Here is an 18,317-nt window from a genome sequence, read left to right as displayed (position 1 = left end):
AAAGGCCGGTTTCCCGGCCTTTTATCTTTCCTAAGCGCCGGGGGTTGCATCCGGCGCTTTGCCCAAGACCCACTTCAACGGGTGTGAAAAGCGCGCTTGCCAGTCGCCGATATCCCTTTCACTTTCGCTAAACTGCTGCACGCTCACCTGGTTGCCGCTGTTGAACAGGTTGGCAAAGTGCAACGCCAGCGCCTGTTCGCTAAAGTTCTGCCGCGCGTAATATGCCAACACGATACGTTTGTTTTGCGCCAGCGATTGCAGTGCTGGCTGCACTAACCCGTTCGGGGCAATCAGCATGGCGCCGGCATAAAACTGCGGATATTTAGCCAGCAAGTTGGCGGCGTGTAGCGCCCCCTGACCGCGGGCGGTCAGATAAATTTGCTGCGGGTTCAGGTGCAACTGCGGCACCAGCTTTGCCAGCGCTTGCTGGATTGCGCTTTGCGTACTTTCATCGCTATAGGTTGACCAACGGAAGCTGTTTTCCGACAGCATTTGCGTGCCGTTCAACTCAATATAGGCAACCCCCAGTTCCGTAAACAACAAGCGCTCTTTCAGGGTGATATTGGCCGCTTTTCCATACGGGTGCAGATAGATGATGGTTGGCCACCCGCCTTCCGGCGGCGGCCCACTGGGAATGCTATAAATCGCTTTGCCTTCAAATTGGTGGGCGTGCTGCTGATAGCGGGCTTTGGTTTCGGCGAGAATGGATTGATAGGTGCGTGTGTGCTGAATGCTGGTAAACGCATTATCTTCCAACAGATTGTAGTAATACCACAGCCCACGCTTGGCGCTGAGCTGCAGATAACGCTCGGCCAGCTCGGTTTGGCCCTTTTCTGCCGAAGACACCGCTAATTGATAGGGCGCCCAAATGTTGTGCTGATCCTCGCGTATCAACGTCAGGTACAGCGACATCGCCTCTATTTCTTTCTCTTCCAGGGTCTGCGCCGGGCGCGGCTGGGTATTAAGCGTATGATGCTTAGGCAATGCCACGGGATCTTCCCCGGCAGGATAGCGCATTTCTGCGGAAAAGAGCGGTCTGGTGATAAAAGCCAGCAAAATGGCCAAAATAAAACAAGGCATGAGTTAATAACTTTATTTATTAATGCCGTAGCGGCATTTCACATTCCTCTGTGATGGCGCTTTCAGCCGTTTGGAAGTGAAAGCGCCAAAGCAGCCCTTATCGTACGCGCAGGATATAATCGCGGAATGCCGTTAACTGGCCGCTCAGGAAGTCGAGCGAGCGTTGTTCCGTCAATTCACCTTTCGCTTCATCCACTTTGTTCTGGATGACGCCGCCCATGAATTCAGGTTTGTTCATCACCATGGCGTCTAGGAACACCAGGATCTGGCGCAGATGATACTGGCAGCGCGCCCCGCCGATCGGGCCCATTGAGCAGGTTTGGATAGCAACCGGTTTGCCGGCCAGCGGCTGATTGGGCAGGCGGGAAATCCAGTCGATAGCATTTTTCAAACCACCTGGCACCGAGTAATTATACTCAGGCGTAATGATAATTACGCCGTCTGCCTGGCGGATTTGTTCTGCAATGGCCTCTACCGCGGCAGGGAAACCCTCATCTTGCTGCAGATCGGAATCGTAGAGCGGGATATCGCGGATTGAAGGCAGGGCTTCGATAGTAACGCCTTGAGGGGCGAGATTCGGCAATGTACGTGCCACCATGGCATTGTAAGAACCTTTGCGCAAACTGCCGAGCAGGGTAACGATTTTTAACGCTGGATCTGACATGTTAACTCTTCCTTATCGAATGAACAGATTTAGGCTAAAACTCCCACAACAGATAGTATGGCAAATATGATAATGATAATAGGCCAAGTATGAATCTTTATTCGTTTTTATAATTGGTAGCGGGAATTAATAGCATTAAAAAAGAGAATGCTTGTTAATTTATATAAATCAATAAATTAGTTTTTCTTGTGCGCTTTATCCTGTGGCAGTGCAGCACAGCGTGGCGTGATCCCACCACAGGTTGTGGTTCACCTGGGTATCGAAAACCGCAAACTGATGCGAGGCGATTTCCTGCAACAGCCGGGGTAACGGCATCAAGGTTCGCCAGGGGCCGCTATCCTGCCGGAACTGATAATGTGTTCGCTCATAGTCTGTGCCGTTCGGATGATACGCCTATGCCAACGCCGACGGCGTATTAGCTGAAATACCTATGTTAGGCCGGCTTTTTTACATTCATACGGCAGGGGAGACGTTATTGCTCACTTAACTTCATCTCCGGTAATACTCATTTTCCCGTGGAAGCAAGATCCCCCAGATGGCATGATAATTTGTATAAGAAAACGGCGGAGTTCAATTGTTTACCAACGAGGAATTCTATGAGTAACCAGACGCAGATAACCGTATTTCAGGGAGTAGTTGGCGATCGTAACGATCTGGCGCGCCCCGGCGCTATGGCAATCGGTAAGTTGCTTGCTCAACGGTTTGGCCTAACACCCGAAATTATCGGCGCATCGGCTGCGGTGATTGGCGGCGGCTGGCGGGAAGCCCTGGAAGCCGCCAAACCATCATTGAACGCCTTATCCGGTCGGCTAGACCATCTTTTTGCAGAAAATATTAAACCTTTTACCGCATCCAGCCGCTGCGCGGCATCATTGGCAACATTACCGGTGGTTGCGCGTTATCATCCCGAAGCCTGCATCGTTTGGTTCGATGCCCATGCGGATCTGAATACCCCTGCCACTTCAGCAACGGGCTATCTTGGCGGCTTTTCTATCGCAGGGCCGGTCGGTTTATGGGATTCCGGTTTAGGCAGCGGTGTCGATTTATCCGCGGTGATACTGGTTGGTGCCCGTGATATTGATCCTCCAGAACAAAAACTGATCGACGACGGGAAGTTGCAATGGGTAGCGGCAGGCGACGGACTGGCGGAAGGATTAAGGCGTGCGATTAATGGCCGAGCGGTTTATGTCCATCTGGACTGTGATGTATTGGCTCCGGACATTGTCCCTACGGAATATCGGGTTCCGGGCGGGCTGTCACTAGATGACCTTTATCATGCCTGCCAGGTGATTGCAGAAAATGCTGTCATTGGTGTGGAAATTGCCGAGTTTCAGATTTCCCAAATAGAAAACGGTTCTCCCGTTTCCCCAGCCTCTCTGCTTGATGCTTTAAGCCCGTTAATTAATGGATTAAATTCATAACGAACCCGTGTGCGCAGTGATGGTTTCGCTCATGTCGCAATGCGCCGGGCTGACGAGAAGTCCATAGCCGCCAATGGAAAAATCCCACATAACAAGCAGCTATGCGGGATGTGTGGAAGTGAGTGGACGCTTACAGACGCGGCGTTACTTGCCGATGCAGAAGCTGGAGAAAATGCGCCCCAGCAGATCGTCCGAGGTGAATGCGCCGGTTATCTCGCTTAAGCATTGCTGCGCCAGGCGCAGTTCTTCCGCCAGCAGTTCGCCGGCGTAGGCGCCGACCAATTGCTCTTTCCCTTGTTCCAGGTGCTGCGCAGCCTGTTCCAGTGCTTGCAGGTGGCGGCGGCGGGCCAGGAAGCCGCCTTCCATGTTGCTGGTAAAGCCCATACTCTGTTTCAGGTGGTCGCGCAGTTCATCAATACCTTCACCCGTGCGGGCTGAAAGGCGAATAAGTGAGTGACCGTTCACTTCGTGGATGCCTAGCGTTTCGCCTGTGATATCGGCTTTATTACGCACCACGGTAATCGGCAGGGTACCCGGCAGGCGCGCCATAAACTCCGGGCAGATCTCGCTCGGGTCGGTGGCCGCCGTGGTGGTGCCGTCGACCATAAACAGCACGCGGTCTGCCTGTTCGATCTCATTCCACGCACGTTCGATGCCGATACGTTCTACTTCGTCGTTGGCTTCGCGCAGCCCTGCGGTGTCGATGATGTGCAACGGCATGCCGTCAATATGAATATGCTCGCGCAGCACGTCGCGCGTGGTGCCGGCGATATCCGTGACGATCGCCGCTTCGCGGCCTGCCAGGGCGTTGAGCAGGCTGGATTTACCGGCGTTCGGCCGGCCGGCGATCACCACCCGCATGCCTTCGCGCAGCAGGCTGCCCTGGCGGGCCTCACAGCGCACGCTGTCCAGATCGGCCATCACGCCGTTAAGTTGGGCCTCTATCTTACCGTCCGAGAGGAAGTCGATCTCTTCATCGGGAAAGTCGATGGCCGCCTCCACATAGATTCGCAGGTGAGTGAGTGCTTCCACAAGCTGGTGGATACGGGCCGAAAATACCCCTTGCAGCGAGTTCACGGCCGAACGTGCCGCCTGTTCGGAACTGGCATCAATCAAATCGGCAATGGCTTCGGCCTGGGCCAGATCGAGCTTGTCATTGAGGAATGCCCGCTCGGAAAACTCGCCCGGCCGCGCAATGCGCACGCTTGGCAGCGCCAGAATGCGTTTGAGCAACAGATCGAGTATCACCGGCCCACCGTGGCCTTGCAGTTCCAGCACGTCTTCCCCGGTAAAGGAGTTGGGGCCGGGAAACCACAGTGCGATGCCCTGATCGAGCGGCGTGCCGTTTGCGTCGCGAAACGGCAGATAATCAGCGTAGCGGGGCTTGGGCAGCTTGCCGAGCACGGCCTGAGCCACCTCTTTAGCGTTGCTGCCGGAAATGCGCAGAATGCCGACGCCGCCGCGCCCCGGCGGGGTGGCAAGGGCTGCGATAGTATCGGATGTGCTCATAGCGGGTTCTCTCTCAATATGCAAAAAGGCGGTCTTATGACCGCCTCTTGGTTACGCAGCAGGGGGGCAAAATGCCTAACCCCTCAATACGCTTACGACTTTTTCTTTTCGCGGCTGTGCAGGCCACGTTTTTCCAGCCCGCGGTAAATCAGCTGCTGCTGGATGATGGTGACCAGGTTGCTGACGATATAGTACAACACCAGGCCAGACGGGAACCACAGGAAGAACACGGTGAAGATCACCGGCATGAAGGTCATGATCTTCTGCTGCATCGGGTCCGTCACGGTGGTCGGCGACATCTTCTGGATGAAGAACATCGTAACGCCCATCAGGATTGGCAGGATGTAGTACGGATCCTGCGCGGACAGATCGTGGATCCACAGCGCGAACGGCGCGTGGCGCAGCTCAACCGAGCCCATCAGCATGTAATACAACGCCAGGAAAATTGGCATCTGTATAACCAGCGGTAGGCAGCCGCCCAGCGGGTTCACTTTCTCTGACTTGTACAGCGCCATCATTTCCTGGCTCATGCGCTGTTTGTCATCACCGATGCGCTCACGCATCGCCTGCAGTTTTGGCTGCAGCATGCGCATTTTGGCCATCGAGGTGTACTGCGCTTTGGTCAGCGGGTACATGATGCCACGCACGATGAAGGTGATGATGATGATCGAGAAGCCCCAGTTACCGATAAAGCCGTGAATGAACTTCAGCAGTTTGAACAGCGGTTGGGAAATAAACCACAGCCAGCCGTAATCCACGGTCAGATCCAGGTGCGGAGCAAGCTGAGCCATCTGATCCTGCAGTTCTGGGCCAACCCACAGCGTCGCGTTAAGCTGCTGTTGTGCGCCCGGCTGCACGATAACCGGTGCAGATTTAAAGCCGATGGCAGACAGATTGTCGCCCGGTTTGGCGGTGTAGAAGGTGTTGCTGCCTTGCGTCGCCGGCACCCAGGCGGTGGCGAAATATTGTTGCAACATCGCAACCCAACCGCCCTGCGTGTTGACGTTCAGGTATTCTTCTTTATCGAACGCGTATTTCTCGTATTTGGTGTCGCTGGTCGAGAATGCGGCGCCGCGGAAGGTATGCAGCGCAAAGTTACTGCTGCCGGTATCGCGGTGCTTAGGCAGTTCGGTGGTTTGTTTCAACTGGCCGAACAGAGACAGCTCCAACGGGTTGGTGCTCTGGTTGTTGATGCTGTAATCCACGCCCACGGCATAGTGGTTGCGTTTGAGCACGAACGTCTTGGTGAATTCCACGCCGTCACGGGTATAGGTCAGCGGGATACGCAGTTCGTCCTGGCCATCGGCCAGCGTGAAGGTGTCTTGCGCCGCCTGGAACAGCGGACGTTCGCCATTGGCTGGGTTGTCCGGCCCGTTTTTGCCCGTCAGGCCGCTTTGCGCCTGATAAACAAACGATGGTGTTGTTTCCAGCAGTTGGAACGGCGTTGATGAACCCAGAGTATCCGGGTAAGCCAACAGTTTAGCCTGCTCAATGTCACCACCACGGGTATTGATGGTCAGCGACAGCACGTCTGTATTAACCGTAATCAGCTTACCCTGCCCACTGGCTGGCACGGCCTGGCTGGCTGCATCACCGGTTGCTGCGTTCGTGGTCTGTTGCGTGGTCTGGGCGGCTGGTTGCGGAGCATTATCCGTTTGCCAGGCCTGCCAGATCATGAAAGACACGAACAGCAGAGCGATGAGGAGAAGATTGCGTTGCGAATCCATCGTTAGTGTTCTCTGTTATTGTCAGTTTTCGGCGGCACGGGATCATCACCACCTGGGTTCAAAGGGTGGCATTTTAATACGCGTTTCACTGCCAACCAACTGCCTTTTATCATGCCAAACCTGCGTAATGCCTCAATTGCGTAATGAGAGCATGTTGGCTGGAAGCGACAGCGCGGCCCAAGCAACGGGCTGAGCACGAGCTGATAGGCTCGCACCAGCCCGATCAGGATGCGGGCGCCTGGCGACAGTGACGACGCCATAATTTTTCCAACGCTTCCGTCAACGCGCGGTTATCAAGATCCGCAACCCCCTTTTTGGCAACCACGACAAAATCCATCGGCGGCAAATTGTGCTGGTGCAAACGGAAGCTTTCGCGAGTAAGGCGTTTGATCCGATTGCGCTCATGCGCGCGCTTGACGTGTTTTTTGGCGACGGTAAGACCGATGCGGGGATGCCCCAGCTGGTTCAGGCGGCCGAGGATGGTGATTTGCGGCGTGCCAGCCCGTTGTGGCTGCTGGAAGACGAAAGTGAAATGAGTGGGAGTTAACAAACGTAACTCCCTGGGAAAAGCGAGCTTAACCACTCGGTGGGTTAGCTTTTATTACTTAGAAACAGTCAGACGAGCACGGCCTTTCGCACGACGGCGGGCCAGAACTTGACGACCATTTTTGGTGGCCATACGAGCACGGAAACCGTGGCTACGGTTGCGCTTCAATACGGACGGTTGGAAAGTGCGTTTCATAGCGATTTCTACCTAAACTTAAAATAATTACTGATCAGTAAACGCGTTTGGCTACTCGGCGTGAAGACGACCGACGCCTCAATCGCAATATATAAAGAGGCGGGATTGTAATAATTGTACAGTCCTGAGTCAATTCACATCGCGCTAGCCTACCTGGTTGCTTGCCAATACGGAGGAAAATCCGGTTTTGGCCCGTGGTCACCGCAGAATCCTGTCCGGCAAATAACACACCATGAAGGAACCAGGTATCACACGTAGGGCGAAGATTATACGGACTCGCGCTTAAAGCGCAAGGATCCCGGCGCGATCCTGGCGCATTGGCGAAAAGATCCGCCGTGGATAACCGGGTATAACCTGTTGGCGGTGAAAAAACGCCGGCCTGAATCCGGGATCTCTCCAGTATTTAACGGCTTATGGCGAAAAGATCGTCGCCGGCCGCGGCCTGTGGATAAAATGGATCTAATCTGTGATGAAGGGGAGGATCTCTTGCGCCATTTGCGCTATGATCCGTCATTCCGATCGCGATCCCCATCGTGGGATCGTGGCGGGCATTACCCCGATGGATGTCGAACCTCGCTCTGGCGGCCTGTACATAAAGCCGGCGATGCTGCGGTTCGCACGAATACAGGGGATAAACCGTGAAAGGCGGTTCGCAGGCCCCACAGGCAGTCAGCCGTTGCCGGGCGTGTGTCAAAAATCATGAGTCATATAAAGTAGCCCGATTCTTTTCTTTTTATTGATCTTGTTCGAGTGGAGTTCGCCGTGTCACTTTCGCTTTGGCAGCAGTGTCTTGCCCGATTGCAGGATGAGTTACCTGCCACAGAATTTAGTATGTGGATACGCCCATTGCAGGCGGAACTGAGTGACAACACCCTGGCGCTGTATGCGCCGAATCGCTTTGTGCTGGATTGGGTGCGCGATAAGTACTTAAACAATATCAATGGCCTGCTGAATGATTTCTGCGGTACCGATGCCCCTTTGCTGCGTTTCGAAGTGGGGAGCAAGCCGGTGAGCCAAATCCTCAACCCAGCGGTGGCCGAAAGCCGCAGCAGTGCTCCGGTGGCGCCGGTAGCGGCGCGCATGGCGGCGCCCTCACGCCCCAGTTGGGATAATGCGGCGCCGCAGCCTGAGCTTTCTTACCGTTCCAACGTCAACCCCAAGCATACGTTCGATAACTTCGTTGAAGGTAAATCGAACCAGCTGGCGCGCGCCGCGGCGCGCCAGGTGGCGGATAACCCCGGCGGCGCGTATAACCCGCTGTTTTTATACGGCGGCACCGGCCTGGGTAAGACCCACCTGTTGCACGCGGTGGGTAACGGCATTATGGCGCGCAAGGCCAACGCCAAGGTGGTGTACATGCATTCGGAACGCTTTGTTCAGGATATGGTCAAAGCCTTGCAGAATAATGCCATTGAAGAGTTCAAGCGTTACTACCGCTCGGTTGATGCACTGCTGATCGATGACATCCAGTTTTTCGCCAACAAGGAGCGTTCACAGGAAGAGTTCTTCCACACCTTCAATGCGCTGCTTGAAGGCAACCAGCAGATCATTCTGACGTCAGACCGCTACCCCAAAGAAATCAATGGGGTGGAAGATCGCCTGAAGTCCCGTTTTGGCTGGGGGCTGACTGTGGCGATCGAGCCGCCGGAGCTGGAAACCCGCGTGGCGATCCTGATGAAAAAGGCCGACGAGAACGACATTCGTCTGCCGGGCGAAGTGGCGTTTTTCATCGCCAAGCGCCTGCGCTCCAACGTGCGTGAGCTTGAAGGGGCACTGAACCGAGTGATCGCCAATGCGAACTTTACCGGGCGCGCCATCACCATCGATTTTGTGCGGGAGGCGCTGCGCGATCTGCTGGCGTTGCAGGAAAAGCTGGTCACCATCGATAACATTCAGAAGACGGTGGCGGAATATTATAAAATTAAAGTCGCGGATTTGCTGTCCAAACGGCGTTCACGCTCGGTTGCCCGCCCGCGCCAGATGGCGATGGCATTGGCAAAAGAGCTCACCAACCACAGCCTGCCGGAAATCGGCGATGCGTTTGGTGGCCGCGACCATACCACGGTGTTGCACGCCTGCCGTAAAATCGAGCAGTTGCGTGAGGAAAACCACGACATCAAAGAAGATTTTTCCAATTTAATCAGAACATTATCCTCATAGCGCTATGAAATTTATCGTTGAACGTGAGCATCTGCTAAAACCGCTGCAACAGGTGAGTAGCCCACTGGGCGGCCGCCCGACGCTGCCGATCCTGGGTAACCTGCTGCTCCAGGTGACGGAAGGCTCGTTGCTGCTGACCGGCACCGATCTGGAAATGGAGATGGTGGCGCGCGTTGCCCTGTCTCAGCCCCATGACGCGGGCGCGACGACAGTCCCTGCGCGTAAGTTTTTTGACATCTGCCGCGGCCTGCCGGAAGGCGCTGAAATCGCCGTTCAGTTGGAAGGCGAACGGATGCTGGTGCGCTCCGGCCGCAGCCGCTTTTCGCTGTCTACGCTGCCGGCGGCGGATTTCCCCAACCTGGACGACTGGCAAAGCGACGTCGAGTTCACGTTGCCGCAGGCCACGTTGAAACGCTTGATCGAAGCGACCCAGTTTTCCATGGCGCATCAGGACGTGCGTTACTACCTGAACGGTATGCTGTTTGAAACCGAAGGTGAAGAACTGCGCACGGTCGCCACCGACGGCCACCGCCTAGCGGTGTGCTCCATGCCTATCGGCCAGCAGTTGCCTTCCCATTCGGTGATCGTGCCGCGTAAAGGGGTGATGGAACTGGTGCGTTTGCTCGACGGCGGCGATTCGCTGTTGCAGCTGCAAATCGGCAGCAACAACATTCGCGCTCACGTCGGCGATTTTATCTTTACGTCCAAGCTGGTTGACGGCCGTTTCCCGGATTATCGCCGCGTATTGCCGAAAAACCCCGACAAAACCCTGGAAGCCGGCTGCGATCTGCTCAAACAAGCGTTCGCCCGTGCGGCGATCCTGTCGAACGAGAAATTCCGCGGCGTGCGGCTGTATGTGAGCGAGAACCAGCTCAAAATCACTGCCAATAACCCGGAGCAGGAAGAAGCGGAAGAGATCCTTGATGTCAGCTACGGCGGCACTGAAATGGAAATCGGCTTCAACGTCAGCTATGTGCTCGACGTATTAAATGCGCTGAAATGTGAAGACGTGCGCCTGCTGCTGACCGATTCGGTTTCCAGCGTGCAGATTGAAGACAGCGCCAGCCAGGCGGCGGCGTATGTTGTCATGCCAATGCGATTGTGATCGATGCCGGGGCTTGCTGACTTGCCATGCTACCGTTTGGACGGCGCCCGCCAGCTTCGCGTACTTGCTGTACGCGCCGGTGGTTGTGCGTTGCCCACAGGTAAACGGCCTGTGCCGATAGCGCCCTTACATTGAGCATATTTTTCCCAATGATGGAATTGGTATGGCTCTGACGCGTTTACTGATTAAAGATTTCCGCAATATTGAAGCGGCGGATCTGGAGCCGGCCGCCGGCTTTAACTTTCTGGTGGGCTCCAACGGCAGCGGTAAAACCAGCGTGCTGGAAGCGGTATATACGCTGGGGCACGGGCGCGCATTTCGCAGCCTGCAGGCCGGGCGAGTGATCCGCCACGATCAGCCAGAATTCATTTTGCATGGCCGGATCGACAGCGGCGCCGAACGCGAACTGTCGGTGGGGCTGAGCAAAAATCGCCAGGGAGACGGCAAGGTGCGCATTGACGGCAGCGACGGCCATAAGGTGGCTGAGCTTGCCCAGTTGCTGCCGATGCAACTGATTACGCCTGAAGGTTTCACCCTGCTTAACGGCGGGCCGAAATTCCGCCGTGCCTTTCTGGACTGGGGGTGTTTTCACAACGATCCCGGTTTTTTCACCGCCTGGAGTAACTTAAAACGCTTGCTGAAGCAGCGCAATGCCGCGCTGCGTCAGGTAAGCCGCTACGCGCAGATTCGCGCTTGGGATCAGGAACTGATCCCGCTGGCAGAACGTATCAGCGCGTGGCGGGCGGCTTATTGCGATGCGCTTGCCGCGGATATTGCCGCGACGTGCACGCAGTTTCTGCCCGAATTTGCCCTGAGCTTTTCATTCCAGCGCGGTTGGGATAAAGAGAGCGACTATGGCGAACTGTTGGAACGCCAGTTTGAACGCGACAGGGCGTTAACCTATACCGCGCTGGGGCCGCATAAGGCGGATTTCCGCATTCGTGCCGATGGCACGCCGGTAGAGGATTTATTATCGCGCGGTCAGCTAAAACTGCTGATGTGCGCGTTGCGCTTAGCGCAGGGTGAGTTTCTCACCCGGCAGAGCGGGCGGCGTTGCCTGTATCTGATTGATGATTTTGCCTCCGAGCTGGACACCGGCCGTCGCCGGTTGCTGGCCGATCGCCTGAAAGCTACCCAGGCCCAGGTATTTGTCAGCGCCATTAGCGCTGAGCAAGTCACCGATATGGCTGGTGAAAAGGGCAAGATGTTCCGCGTGGAACAAGGTAAAATAGAGGTTCAACCACAGGACTAAAATGAGCGAGAAACGTTGATGTCGAATTCTTATGACTCCTCAAGTATCAAGGTATTAAAAGGGCTGGACGCGGTGCGTAAACGCCCAGGCATGTATATCGGTGATACCGATGACGGTACCGGCCTGCATCACATGGTATTCGAGGTTGTGGACAACGCTATCGACGAAGCACTCGCTGGCCACTGTAGTGACATTCAGGTGACCATCCATGCCGACAACTCCGTCTCGGTGCAGGATGATGGCCGTGGGATCCCAACCGGTATTCACGAGGAAGAAGGGGTTTCCGCGGCGCAGGTAATCATGACCGTCCTGCACGCCGGCGGTAAATTCGATGATAACTCGTATAAGGTTTCCGGCGGCTTGCACGGCGTGGGTGTATCGGTTGTTAACGCCCTGTCCGAGAAGCTTGAGCTGGTGATTCGCCGCGAGGGCAAGGTGCATGAGCAAACCTACAGCCACGGCGAACCGCAGGGGCCGCTGAAAGTGGTGGGTGAAACCGATCAAACCGGCACCATGGTGCGTTTCTGGCCAAGCTACCAGACGTTCACCAACCAAACCGAATTCCAGTATGAAATCCTGGCTAAACGCCTGCGGGAACTGTCGTTCCTCAACTCCGGGGTTTCTATTCGCCTGAAAGACAAACGCACCGATAAAGAAGACCACTTCCACTACGAAGGCGGGATCAAGGCGTTTGTTGAATATCTGAACAAAAACAAAACGCCTATCCACCCAACGGTGTTCTATTTCTCTACCGTGAAGGATGATATCGGTGTGGAAGTCGCGCTGCAGTGGAACGACGGCTTCCAGGAAAACATTTACTGCTTTACCAACAACATCCCACAGCGTGATGGGGGTACCCACCTGGCCGGCTTCCGCGCCGCTATGACCCGTACCCTAAACGCATATATGGATAAAGAAGGCTACAGCAAAAAAGCGAAAGTCAGCGCCACCGGCGACGATGCGCGCGAAGGCCTGATTGCCGTGGTTTCAGTAAAAGTACCGGATCCGAAGTTCTCTTCGCAGACCAAAGACAAACTGGTTTCTTCAGAAGTGAAAACTGCGGTTGAACAACAGATGAACGAACTGCTGGCGGAATACCTGCTGGAAAACCCATCTGATGCGAAAATCGTGGTCGGCAAAATTATTGATGCGGCGCGTGCGCGTGAAGCTGCGCGTAAAGCCCGTGAAATGACCCGCCGCAAGGGCGCACTGGATCTGGCCGGCCTGCCGGGCAAGCTGGCCGACTGCCAGGAGCGCGATCCGGCCCACTCCGAACTGTACCTGGTGGAAGGGGACTCGGCGGGCGGCTCTGCCAAGCAGGGGCGTAACCGCAAGAACCAGGCGATTCTGCCGTTGAAAGGTAAAATCCTCAACGTGGAGAAAGCGCGCTTCGACAAAATGCTGTCTTCGCAGGAAGTGGCTACGCTGATCACCGCGCTGGGTTGCGGCATTGGCCGCGATGAATACAACCCGGATAAACTGCGTTACCACAGCATCATCATCATGACCGATGCCGACGTCGATGGTTCGCACATCCGTACGCTGCTGTTGACCTTCTTCTATCGTCAGATGCCGGAAATCATCGAGCGCGGCCACGTGTTTATCGCTCAGCCGCCGCTGTACAAGGTGAAAAAAGGCAAGCAGGAACAGTACATCAAAGATGATGAAGCGATGGATCAGTACCAGATCGCCATTGCGATGGACGGCGCGGCGCTGCATACCAATGCCAGTGCGCCAGCGCTGGCCGGCGCGCCGCTGGAGAAACTGGTCGCCGAGCACTATAGCGTGCAGAAGCTGATCGGCCGCATGGAGCGCCGCTACCCGCGTGCGCTGCTGAACAACCTGATTTACCAGCCGACGCTGCACGAAGATGATTTTAGCGATCGCGCTAAAGTGCAGGCTTGGATCGAATCGCTGGTGAAACTGCTGAACGAGAAAGAACAGCACGGCAGCAGCTACAGCTACGTTATTCACGAAAACCGTGAGCGCCAGATGTTTGAGCCGGCGCTGCGTATCCGTACCCACGGCGTGGATACGGACTATCAGTTGGATTTCGATTTCATTCACGGTGGCGAATACCGCAAGATCTGCCAACTGGGTGAGACACTGCGCGGCCTGATTGAAGAAGACGCCTATATCGAACGCGGCGAGCGCCGCCAGCCGGTGAGCAGCTTCGAGCAGGCGCTGGAATGGCTGGTGAAAGAATCCCGCCGCGGCCTGTCCGTTCAGCGCTACAAAGGGTTGGGCGAAATGAACCCGGAACAGCTGTGGGAAACCACCATGGATCCGGAAGGCCGCCGCATGCTGCGCGTGACCGTGAAGGATGCGATTGCGGCAGACCAGCTGTTTACCACACTGATGGGGGATGCGGTTGAGCCACGCCGTGCCTTTATCGAAGAGAACGCCCTGAAAGCGGCGAATATCGATATCTAACGCCGCCAACGCGTCTGAAGTCTCGCGTTATCGGCTTGGCAAAAATCCGCACAGGTTTTCCTGGGCGGATTTTTTATGCGCGTTTACCGCTGACAGGGCGGACAAAAACGCGCTAGCATGTGGAAAATCACTGGGAGAACGTGTTGATGGCTATTGAACTGATCGCAATTGATATGGATGGGACGCTGCTGGACCCGCAGAACCAGATAACGCCGCGGGTCAAGGAGGCTATTACCCAGGCGCGCCGCCAAGGGGTATACGTGGTGTTGGCCACGGGGCGGCCTTATGTTGGCGTGCAGAATTATCTGCGGCAGTTGGATATTCAAGGCAGTAATGATTATTGCATTACCTACAACGGCGCTCTGGTGTTACAGGCGGCGGATGGCACTTGCCTGCTGCAGGAAACGCTGGGTTTTGATGACTATCTGTATTTTGAGAAACTGGCGCGCGAGCTGGGCGTCCACTTCCAGGCCTTTGATTTCAATACGCTGTATACCGCCAACAAAGACATCGGCAAATACACCATCCACGAAGCATCGCTGACCGGCATTCCTCTGAAATACCGCAGTGTGGAAGAGATGGATCGCCAGATGCGTTTCCCGAAAGTGATGATGATTGACGAACCGGCATTGCTCGACAGCGCCATCGCCCGCCTGCCGCCGGAGGCGAAGGCCGGTTACACCATAGTGAAGAGCGCGCCTTACTACCTTGAGATCCTGAGTAAAAAGGCAGATAAAGGGGCCGGGGTGCGGAAACTGGCCCAACACCTTGGCATCAAGCAGGAAAACGTGATGGCGCTGGGCGATCAAAGCAACGACTACGCAATGGTCGACTATGCCGGCGTCGGCGTGGCGATGGGCAACGCCATCCCGGAACTCAAGCAGATAGCACAGTTTGTCACCACCACCAATGCCGAAGATGGCGTCGCGCGAGCCATTGAAAAGTTTGTGCTCAACGCCTGAGACCCGCCAGGCTTCGCCTTCTCTGCGGCGGGCAGAGAAGGCGAGGTTGCTTATACCTGCTGGCTATCGCCGAGAGCTTTCAGGTATTTATCCAAATCGATATTTCTGCCGCACAGCACCACCGCCACCTTTTTCCCTTGATATTCCGGTGCTAGTTTAATCGCCGCTGCCAGCGCCACGCCGGCGGCGCCTTCTATCATCCAGCGTTCGCTGGCGGCGAGCAGCCGCAAAGCCTGCTTGATCTGTGCCTCACTGACCAGCACTTTACGGTCGATCAGCTGTTGGCACGGCGCGAAGGTGACGGCGCCGGGTTCTACGCCGCCGGCGGTGCCGTCGGAAAGCGTTTCTTGTTCTTCCACCGGGAAAATCTCCCCGGCTTCCAGCGCGCTGTACATACTGGTGGCGTTTTCCGGCCAGCAGGCAATAAGTTCGGTTTTTGGCGACAATCGCTGCAGAACGGTACCAATACCGGTAATGTAGCCACCACCGCCTACGGCGACGAATACTGCGTCCAGATCGGGCTGTTGCTCCACCAGCTCCATGCCGCAGGTGCCTTGGCCGGCAATCACCTGCACATCGTTATAGGGTGAAACATAGGTTTTTTGTTGCTCGGCGGCGGCGGCTTTGCCTTGCAATTCGGCATTGAGCCCATCGCCCGGCACCAGTTCCACCTGCGCGCCCAGCGCGCTAATCGCCGCCCTTTTTATTTTGGCGACGCTTTCCGGCGCATAAACGGTAACGTTAACTCCCGCCAGCTTGCCGGCCTGCGCCATCGCCAAGCCGTGGTTGCCGCTAGACGCCGCGATCACGCCGCGCTTGCGCTGCTCGCTGCTCAACAGGCGCAGTTTGTTGCTGGCGCCGCGGAACTTGAATGAGCCCGTTAGTTGCAGGTGCTCGCACTTCAGATACAGTTCGCAGCCCAGTTGCTGCGACAATGCCGGGCTGTGCTCCAGTGGCGTCACGCGTACCTGCGGGCGCAATAGCCGGTGTGCGGATACGATCTCATCAAATAGGTTGCTCATGCAGATTCCTTAATGTTTCTCTGATAGTGGTAACCCATTGTCCGGTTGAGGGGGGTCGCCATGTAAGCCCACGCCGCTTTTCCTCTGGACGTAACTTAAGAGCATATGTGAATCATAAGGATAGCGCTAATACATTCCTATTTTTTGTGTTTAATCTCGGCGCCTGGTTATTTTAATATTTATCTGATTTATATATCCAACGAAATATATAAATCATTTCCTAAGTATAATCCTATTTTTATCGCAGATATAACACTCTATAAATTCCTGCGTTATTATAGGCCACAGCCGCAGAGCATCAGCGGAAACATAATGGGCAAACCAATAAAAAGAGAACGGTAATATGAAAAAATGGGTTTTGGCATCCCTGCTGAGTCTGTTTAGCGTTTCCGCTATGGCGCATACGGTCAGCCAGGCAAAACACATGCGCGATAATCAGGATGTGACGTTGACCGGGAAAATCGTTAAATATCTGGGGGATGAAAACTACTTGTTTAAAGACAATACCGGGCAGATCGTTATTGAAGTTGATGACGACGATGACGAAAGGCTGCGCCACTATACCGGCACCGTTACGCTGGTGGGGGAGATCGATCGTAACGATAGCCGGGTAAAAATCGACGTTGATTCCGTCAGGAAAAGATAACATCGCTTGGTTGTGTTAAATAGCATGCCGGTAGCCAACCGGCATGCTATTTATAAATCATTTTAATATCCTATTAGCGCGTAGCCTTAACCGTCTATGCCGTCGAGCTTAATTAGGTAATTCTAATAAATAGCGCGTCGGTAACGGGAAAATTTAAATCTATTATTTAAACGCTGTTTTTTTATTACCTGCCAATAAAACGACGTCGTACATGGGGATTTCGAGCACGGGCCAGGTTCAAAATAGCCCGTAAGCCGCTATCATGGTGCCTCTGTCTGAAAGGAGCCACCATGAGCTATCGGGAAAAACAGCTGACCCTCGCCGAGCGCGGGCATCAGCTAACCAACATTAACGTCTGGACGCCGTGTGGCCAGTGGTTGGCCTATGACGTGCGCCCCAGCGGCGCGTCTTTTACCGGCTTGACCATTGAACGGGTCAATGTGTTCACCGGCGAGGTTGAAGTCGTATACCGCGCCCAGTTCGGTGCGCACGTTGGCGTGGTCACCGTCAGCCCCGATGCCCCGGCGCGTTATGTCTTTATTCACGGCCCGGAGCACCCAGACAGTAGTTGGCATTATGATTTCCATCACCGCCGCGGCGTGATCGTCAGCGAATCGGATCGCGAATTGGCGGTTACCTTGGATGCGCTTGATATTACCCCTCCCTTCACGCCCGGCGCACTGCGCGGCGGCAGCCATGTGCACGTGTTCAGCCCCGATGGCAGCCGCCTGAGCTTCACCTATAACGATCATGTGTTGCATGAGCGCGATCCGGCGCTGGATCTGCGCAATGTGGGGGTTGCCATACCGCTGCACGGGGTTAACCCGCCGAAACAGCACCCGCGTGAATATGACGGCAGCCACTTCTGTGTGCTGGTCAGCCGGACGGTGGCGCAGCCGCAGCCAGGCAGCGATGACATCAACCGCGCGTATGAAGAGGGGTGGGTCGGCAATAACGGCTATGTGAAACCCGACGGTAGCCGCCAGCGCTGGGCATTGGCGTTTATTGGCGATACCGTCTCTGCCCGCGGAGAAAAACTGCCGGAAGTCTTTATCGTCGATTTGCCGGCCAACGATGCCGCCTATGCCAAAGCGGGCGCTGAGCCGTTGCAGGGCACTGAAACTACGCTGCCGGCGCCGCCGCTTGGCGTTACCCAACGGCGCCTGACCAACACCGGCAATCGCCGCTATCCGGGGGTGGCGACCACGCTGCGCCATTGGTTACGCAGTTCGCCCGACGGTAGCCAAATCGCGTTTTTGATGAAAGATGACCGGGGCGTGGTGCAACTGTGGTCCGTTTCACCGAACGGCGGCGCGCCGCGCCAGATCAGCCAGAGTGAACATAGCGTGCAGTCAGCGTTCAGTTGGCACCCGCAGGGGGATAAAATTGCATTGGTGTGTGATAACAGCGTGATGCTGTGTGATGTTGCCAACGGGCGCATGCAGCGCCTGACGGCGCGGACGCCACAACCGCCGAGCGGCGATGCGGTGGTGTTCTCCCCGGATGGCCAATGGATCGCCTATATGCGTGAAGTCGCGGGGTGCAGCCAAATCTTTGTGGTCGGGCCTGTGGTGTGAATCAATAGCGCAGTGTG

At 55.6% G+C, this 18,317-nt stretch carries 16 protein-coding genes; 8 read left to right on the top strand and 8 right to left on the bottom strand.

All coding sequences use genetic code 11. The features are described 5' to 3' along the window. Positions 1-30 precede the first annotated feature (30 nt). Together AC559G_RS14205 and AC559G_RS14200 are read right to left on the bottom strand one after the other, a co-directional pair. On the bottom strand, positions 31-1,080 hold the full coding sequence (locus AC559G_RS14205; protein ID WP_498912942.1) for an alpha/beta hydrolase: 1,050 nt from the start codon (positions 1,078-1,080) through the stop codon (positions 31-33). 97 nt (positions 1,081-1,177) lie between these two features. Further along, positions 1,178-1,744: an NADPH-dependent FMN reductase gene (locus AC559G_RS14200; RefSeq protein ID WP_498912941.1), complete on the bottom strand. Its 567-nt coding sequence runs from the start codon at positions 1,742-1,744 to the stop codon at positions 1,178-1,180. A 596-nt stretch (positions 1,745-2,340) separates the two neighbouring features. Between AC559G_RS14200 and AC559G_RS14195 the strand changes: the two genes are divergently transcribed. Beyond that, on the top strand, positions 2,341-3,165 hold the full coding sequence (locus AC559G_RS14195) for an arginase family protein (RefSeq protein ID WP_498912940.1): 825 nt from the start codon (positions 2,341-2,343) through the stop codon (positions 3,163-3,165). A 144-nt stretch (positions 3,166-3,309) separates the two neighbouring features. Here the strand turns inward: AC559G_RS14195 and mnmE are convergent, their stop codons facing one another. From mnmE to rpmH, 5 genes are all read right to left on the bottom strand, one after another. Next, positions 3,310-4,674: a tRNA modification GTPase gene (gene mnmE, locus AC559G_RS14190; protein ID WP_498912939.1), complete on the bottom strand. Its 1,365-nt coding sequence runs from the start codon at positions 4,672-4,674 to the stop codon at positions 3,310-3,312. Between the two features lie 92 nt (positions 4,675-4,766). Then, positions 4,767-6,401 (bottom strand): membrane protein insertase YidC, encoded by a 1,635-nt coding sequence (gene yidC / locus AC559G_RS14185; RefSeq protein ID WP_498912938.1) that lies wholly within the window; start codon positions 6,399-6,401, stop codon positions 4,767-4,769. A 2-nt stretch (positions 6,402-6,403) separates the two neighbouring features. Further along, complete coding sequence (gene yidD / locus AC559G_RS14180; protein ID WP_095846489.1) at positions 6,404-6,661, bottom strand: membrane protein insertion efficiency factor YidD; 258 nt, start codon at positions 6,659-6,661, stop codon at positions 6,404-6,406. Next, the gene (gene rnpA / locus AC559G_RS14175) at positions 6,625-6,984 is read right to left on the bottom strand and encodes a ribonuclease P protein component (RefSeq protein ID WP_095846488.1); all 360 of its coding nucleotides are present in this window, start codon (positions 6,982-6,984) and stop codon (positions 6,625-6,627) included. The genes yidD and rnpA overlap by 37 nt, the downstream gene beginning before the upstream one ends. Positions 6,985-7,002: 18 nt before the next feature. Continuing rightward, a complete protein-coding gene (rpmH, locus tag AC559G_RS14170; RefSeq protein WP_000831330.1) occupies positions 7,003-7,143 on the bottom strand; it encodes a 50S ribosomal protein L34 in 141 nt (46 codons plus the stop codon). Positions 7,144-7,905: 762 nt separating this feature from the next. On the opposite strand from rpmH, the gene dnaA reads away from it, so the two are divergent. The 5 genes from dnaA (at position 7,906) to yidA (ending at position 15,055) form a co-directional block, all read left to right on the top strand. Further along, positions 7,906-9,303 (top strand): chromosomal replication initiator protein DnaA, encoded by a 1,398-nt coding sequence (gene dnaA, locus AC559G_RS14165; RefSeq protein WP_498912937.1) that lies wholly within the window; start codon positions 7,906-7,908, stop codon positions 9,301-9,303. 4 nt (positions 9,304-9,307) lie between these two features. Next, positions 9,308-10,408 carry a DNA polymerase III subunit beta gene (dnaN, locus tag AC559G_RS14160; RefSeq protein ID WP_438596462.1) on the top strand — a complete coding sequence of 367 codons (1,101 nt, stop codon included), beginning with the start codon at positions 9,308-9,310 and terminating at the stop codon, positions 10,406-10,408. 163 nt (positions 10,409-10,571) lie between these two features. After that, positions 10,572-11,660 carry a DNA replication/repair protein RecF gene (recF, locus tag AC559G_RS14155; RefSeq protein ID WP_498912936.1) on the top strand — a complete coding sequence of 363 codons (1,089 nt, stop codon included), beginning with the start codon at positions 10,572-10,574 and terminating at the stop codon, positions 11,658-11,660. An 18-nt stretch (positions 11,661-11,678) separates the two neighbouring features. Then, positions 11,679-14,093, top strand: a complete 2,415-nt coding sequence (gyrB, locus tag AC559G_RS14150) for a DNA topoisomerase (ATP-hydrolyzing) subunit B (protein WP_438596460.1) — start codon at positions 11,679-11,681, stop codon at positions 14,091-14,093. A 146-nt stretch (positions 14,094-14,239) separates the two neighbouring features. Beyond that, complete coding sequence (gene yidA, locus AC559G_RS14145; RefSeq protein WP_498912935.1) at positions 14,240-15,055, top strand: Cof-type HAD-IIB family hydrolase; 816 nt, start codon at positions 14,240-14,242, stop codon at positions 15,053-15,055. Positions 15,056-15,105: 50 nt separating this feature from the next. Here yidA and AC559G_RS14140 read toward each other — a convergent pair whose 3' ends face one another. Further along, positions 15,106-16,077, bottom strand: a complete 972-nt coding sequence (locus tag AC559G_RS14140) for a threonine/serine dehydratase (RefSeq protein ID WP_498912934.1) — start codon at positions 16,075-16,077, stop codon at positions 15,106-15,108. Between the two features lie 343 nt (positions 16,078-16,420). Here AC559G_RS14140 and AC559G_RS14135 point away from each other — a divergent pair, with 343 nt between their 5' ends. Together AC559G_RS14135 and AC559G_RS14130 are read left to right on the top strand one after the other, a co-directional pair. Beyond that, positions 16,421-16,723, top strand: a complete 303-nt coding sequence (locus tag AC559G_RS14135; RefSeq protein WP_095846480.1) for a NirD/YgiW/YdeI family stress tolerance protein — start codon at positions 16,421-16,423, stop codon at positions 16,721-16,723. Between the two features lie 290 nt (positions 16,724-17,013). After that, positions 17,014-18,300, top strand: coding sequence for a YidR family protein (locus tag AC559G_RS14130; protein WP_498912933.1), 1,287 nt, complete (start codon positions 17,014-17,016; stop codon positions 18,298-18,300). Positions 18,301-18,317: the final 17 nt, after the last annotated feature.

Origin of the sequence: Gibbsiella greigii, from assembly GCF_039540155.1 — a bacterium.
Classification (GTDB): domain Bacteria; phylum Pseudomonadota; class Gammaproteobacteria; order Enterobacterales; family Enterobacteriaceae; genus Gibbsiella; species Gibbsiella quercinecans.
Note: the sequence above shows the minus strand (reverse complement) of the source record. Positions and strands in the feature narration are given on the sequence as shown.

Bases quoted from the DNA above. Each gene is read 5' to 3' on its own strand.
- AC559G_RS14205 (WP_498912942.1), bottom strand. From the start codon at position 1,080: ATGCCTTGTTTTATTTTGGCCATTTTGCTGGCTTTTATCACCAGACCG.
- AC559G_RS14200 (WP_498912941.1), bottom strand. From the start codon at position 1,744: ATGTCAGATCCAGCGTTAAAAATCGTTACCCTGCTCGGCAGTTTGCGC.
- AC559G_RS14195 (WP_498912940.1), top strand. From the start codon at position 2,341: ATGAGTAACCAGACGCAGATAACCGTATTTCAGGGAGTAGTTGGCGAT.
- mnmE (WP_498912939.1), bottom strand. From the start codon at position 4,674: ATGAGCACATCCGATACTATCGCAGCCCTTGCCACCCCGCCGGGGCGC.
- yidC (WP_498912938.1), bottom strand. From the start codon at position 6,401: ATGGATTCGCAACGCAATCTTCTCCTCATCGCTCTGCTGTTCGTGTCT.
- yidD (WP_095846489.1), bottom strand. From the start codon at position 6,661: ATGGCGTCGTCACTGTCGCCAGGCGCCCGCATCCTGATCGGGCTGGTG.
- rpmH (WP_000831330.1), bottom strand. From the start codon at position 7,143: ATGAAACGCACTTTCCAACCGTCCGTATTGAAGCGCAACCGTAGCCAC.
- dnaN (WP_438596462.1), top strand. From the start codon at position 9,308: ATGAAATTTATCGTTGAACGTGAGCATCTGCTAAAACCGCTGCAACAG.
- recF (WP_498912936.1), top strand. From the start codon at position 10,572: ATGGCTCTGACGCGTTTACTGATTAAAGATTTCCGCAATATTGAAGCG.
- gyrB (WP_438596460.1), top strand. From the start codon at position 11,679: ATGTCGAATTCTTATGACTCCTCAAGTATCAAGGTATTAAAAGGGCTG.
- yidA (WP_498912935.1), top strand. From the start codon at position 14,240: ATGGCTATTGAACTGATCGCAATTGATATGGATGGGACGCTGCTGGAC.
- AC559G_RS14140 (WP_498912934.1), bottom strand. From the start codon at position 16,077: ATGAGCAACCTATTTGATGAGATCGTATCCGCACACCGGCTATTGCGC.
- AC559G_RS14135 (WP_095846480.1), top strand. From the start codon at position 16,421: ATGAAAAAATGGGTTTTGGCATCCCTGCTGAGTCTGTTTAGCGTTTCC.
- AC559G_RS14130 (WP_498912933.1), top strand. From the start codon at position 17,014: ATGAGCTATCGGGAAAAACAGCTGACCCTCGCCGAGCGCGGGCATCAG.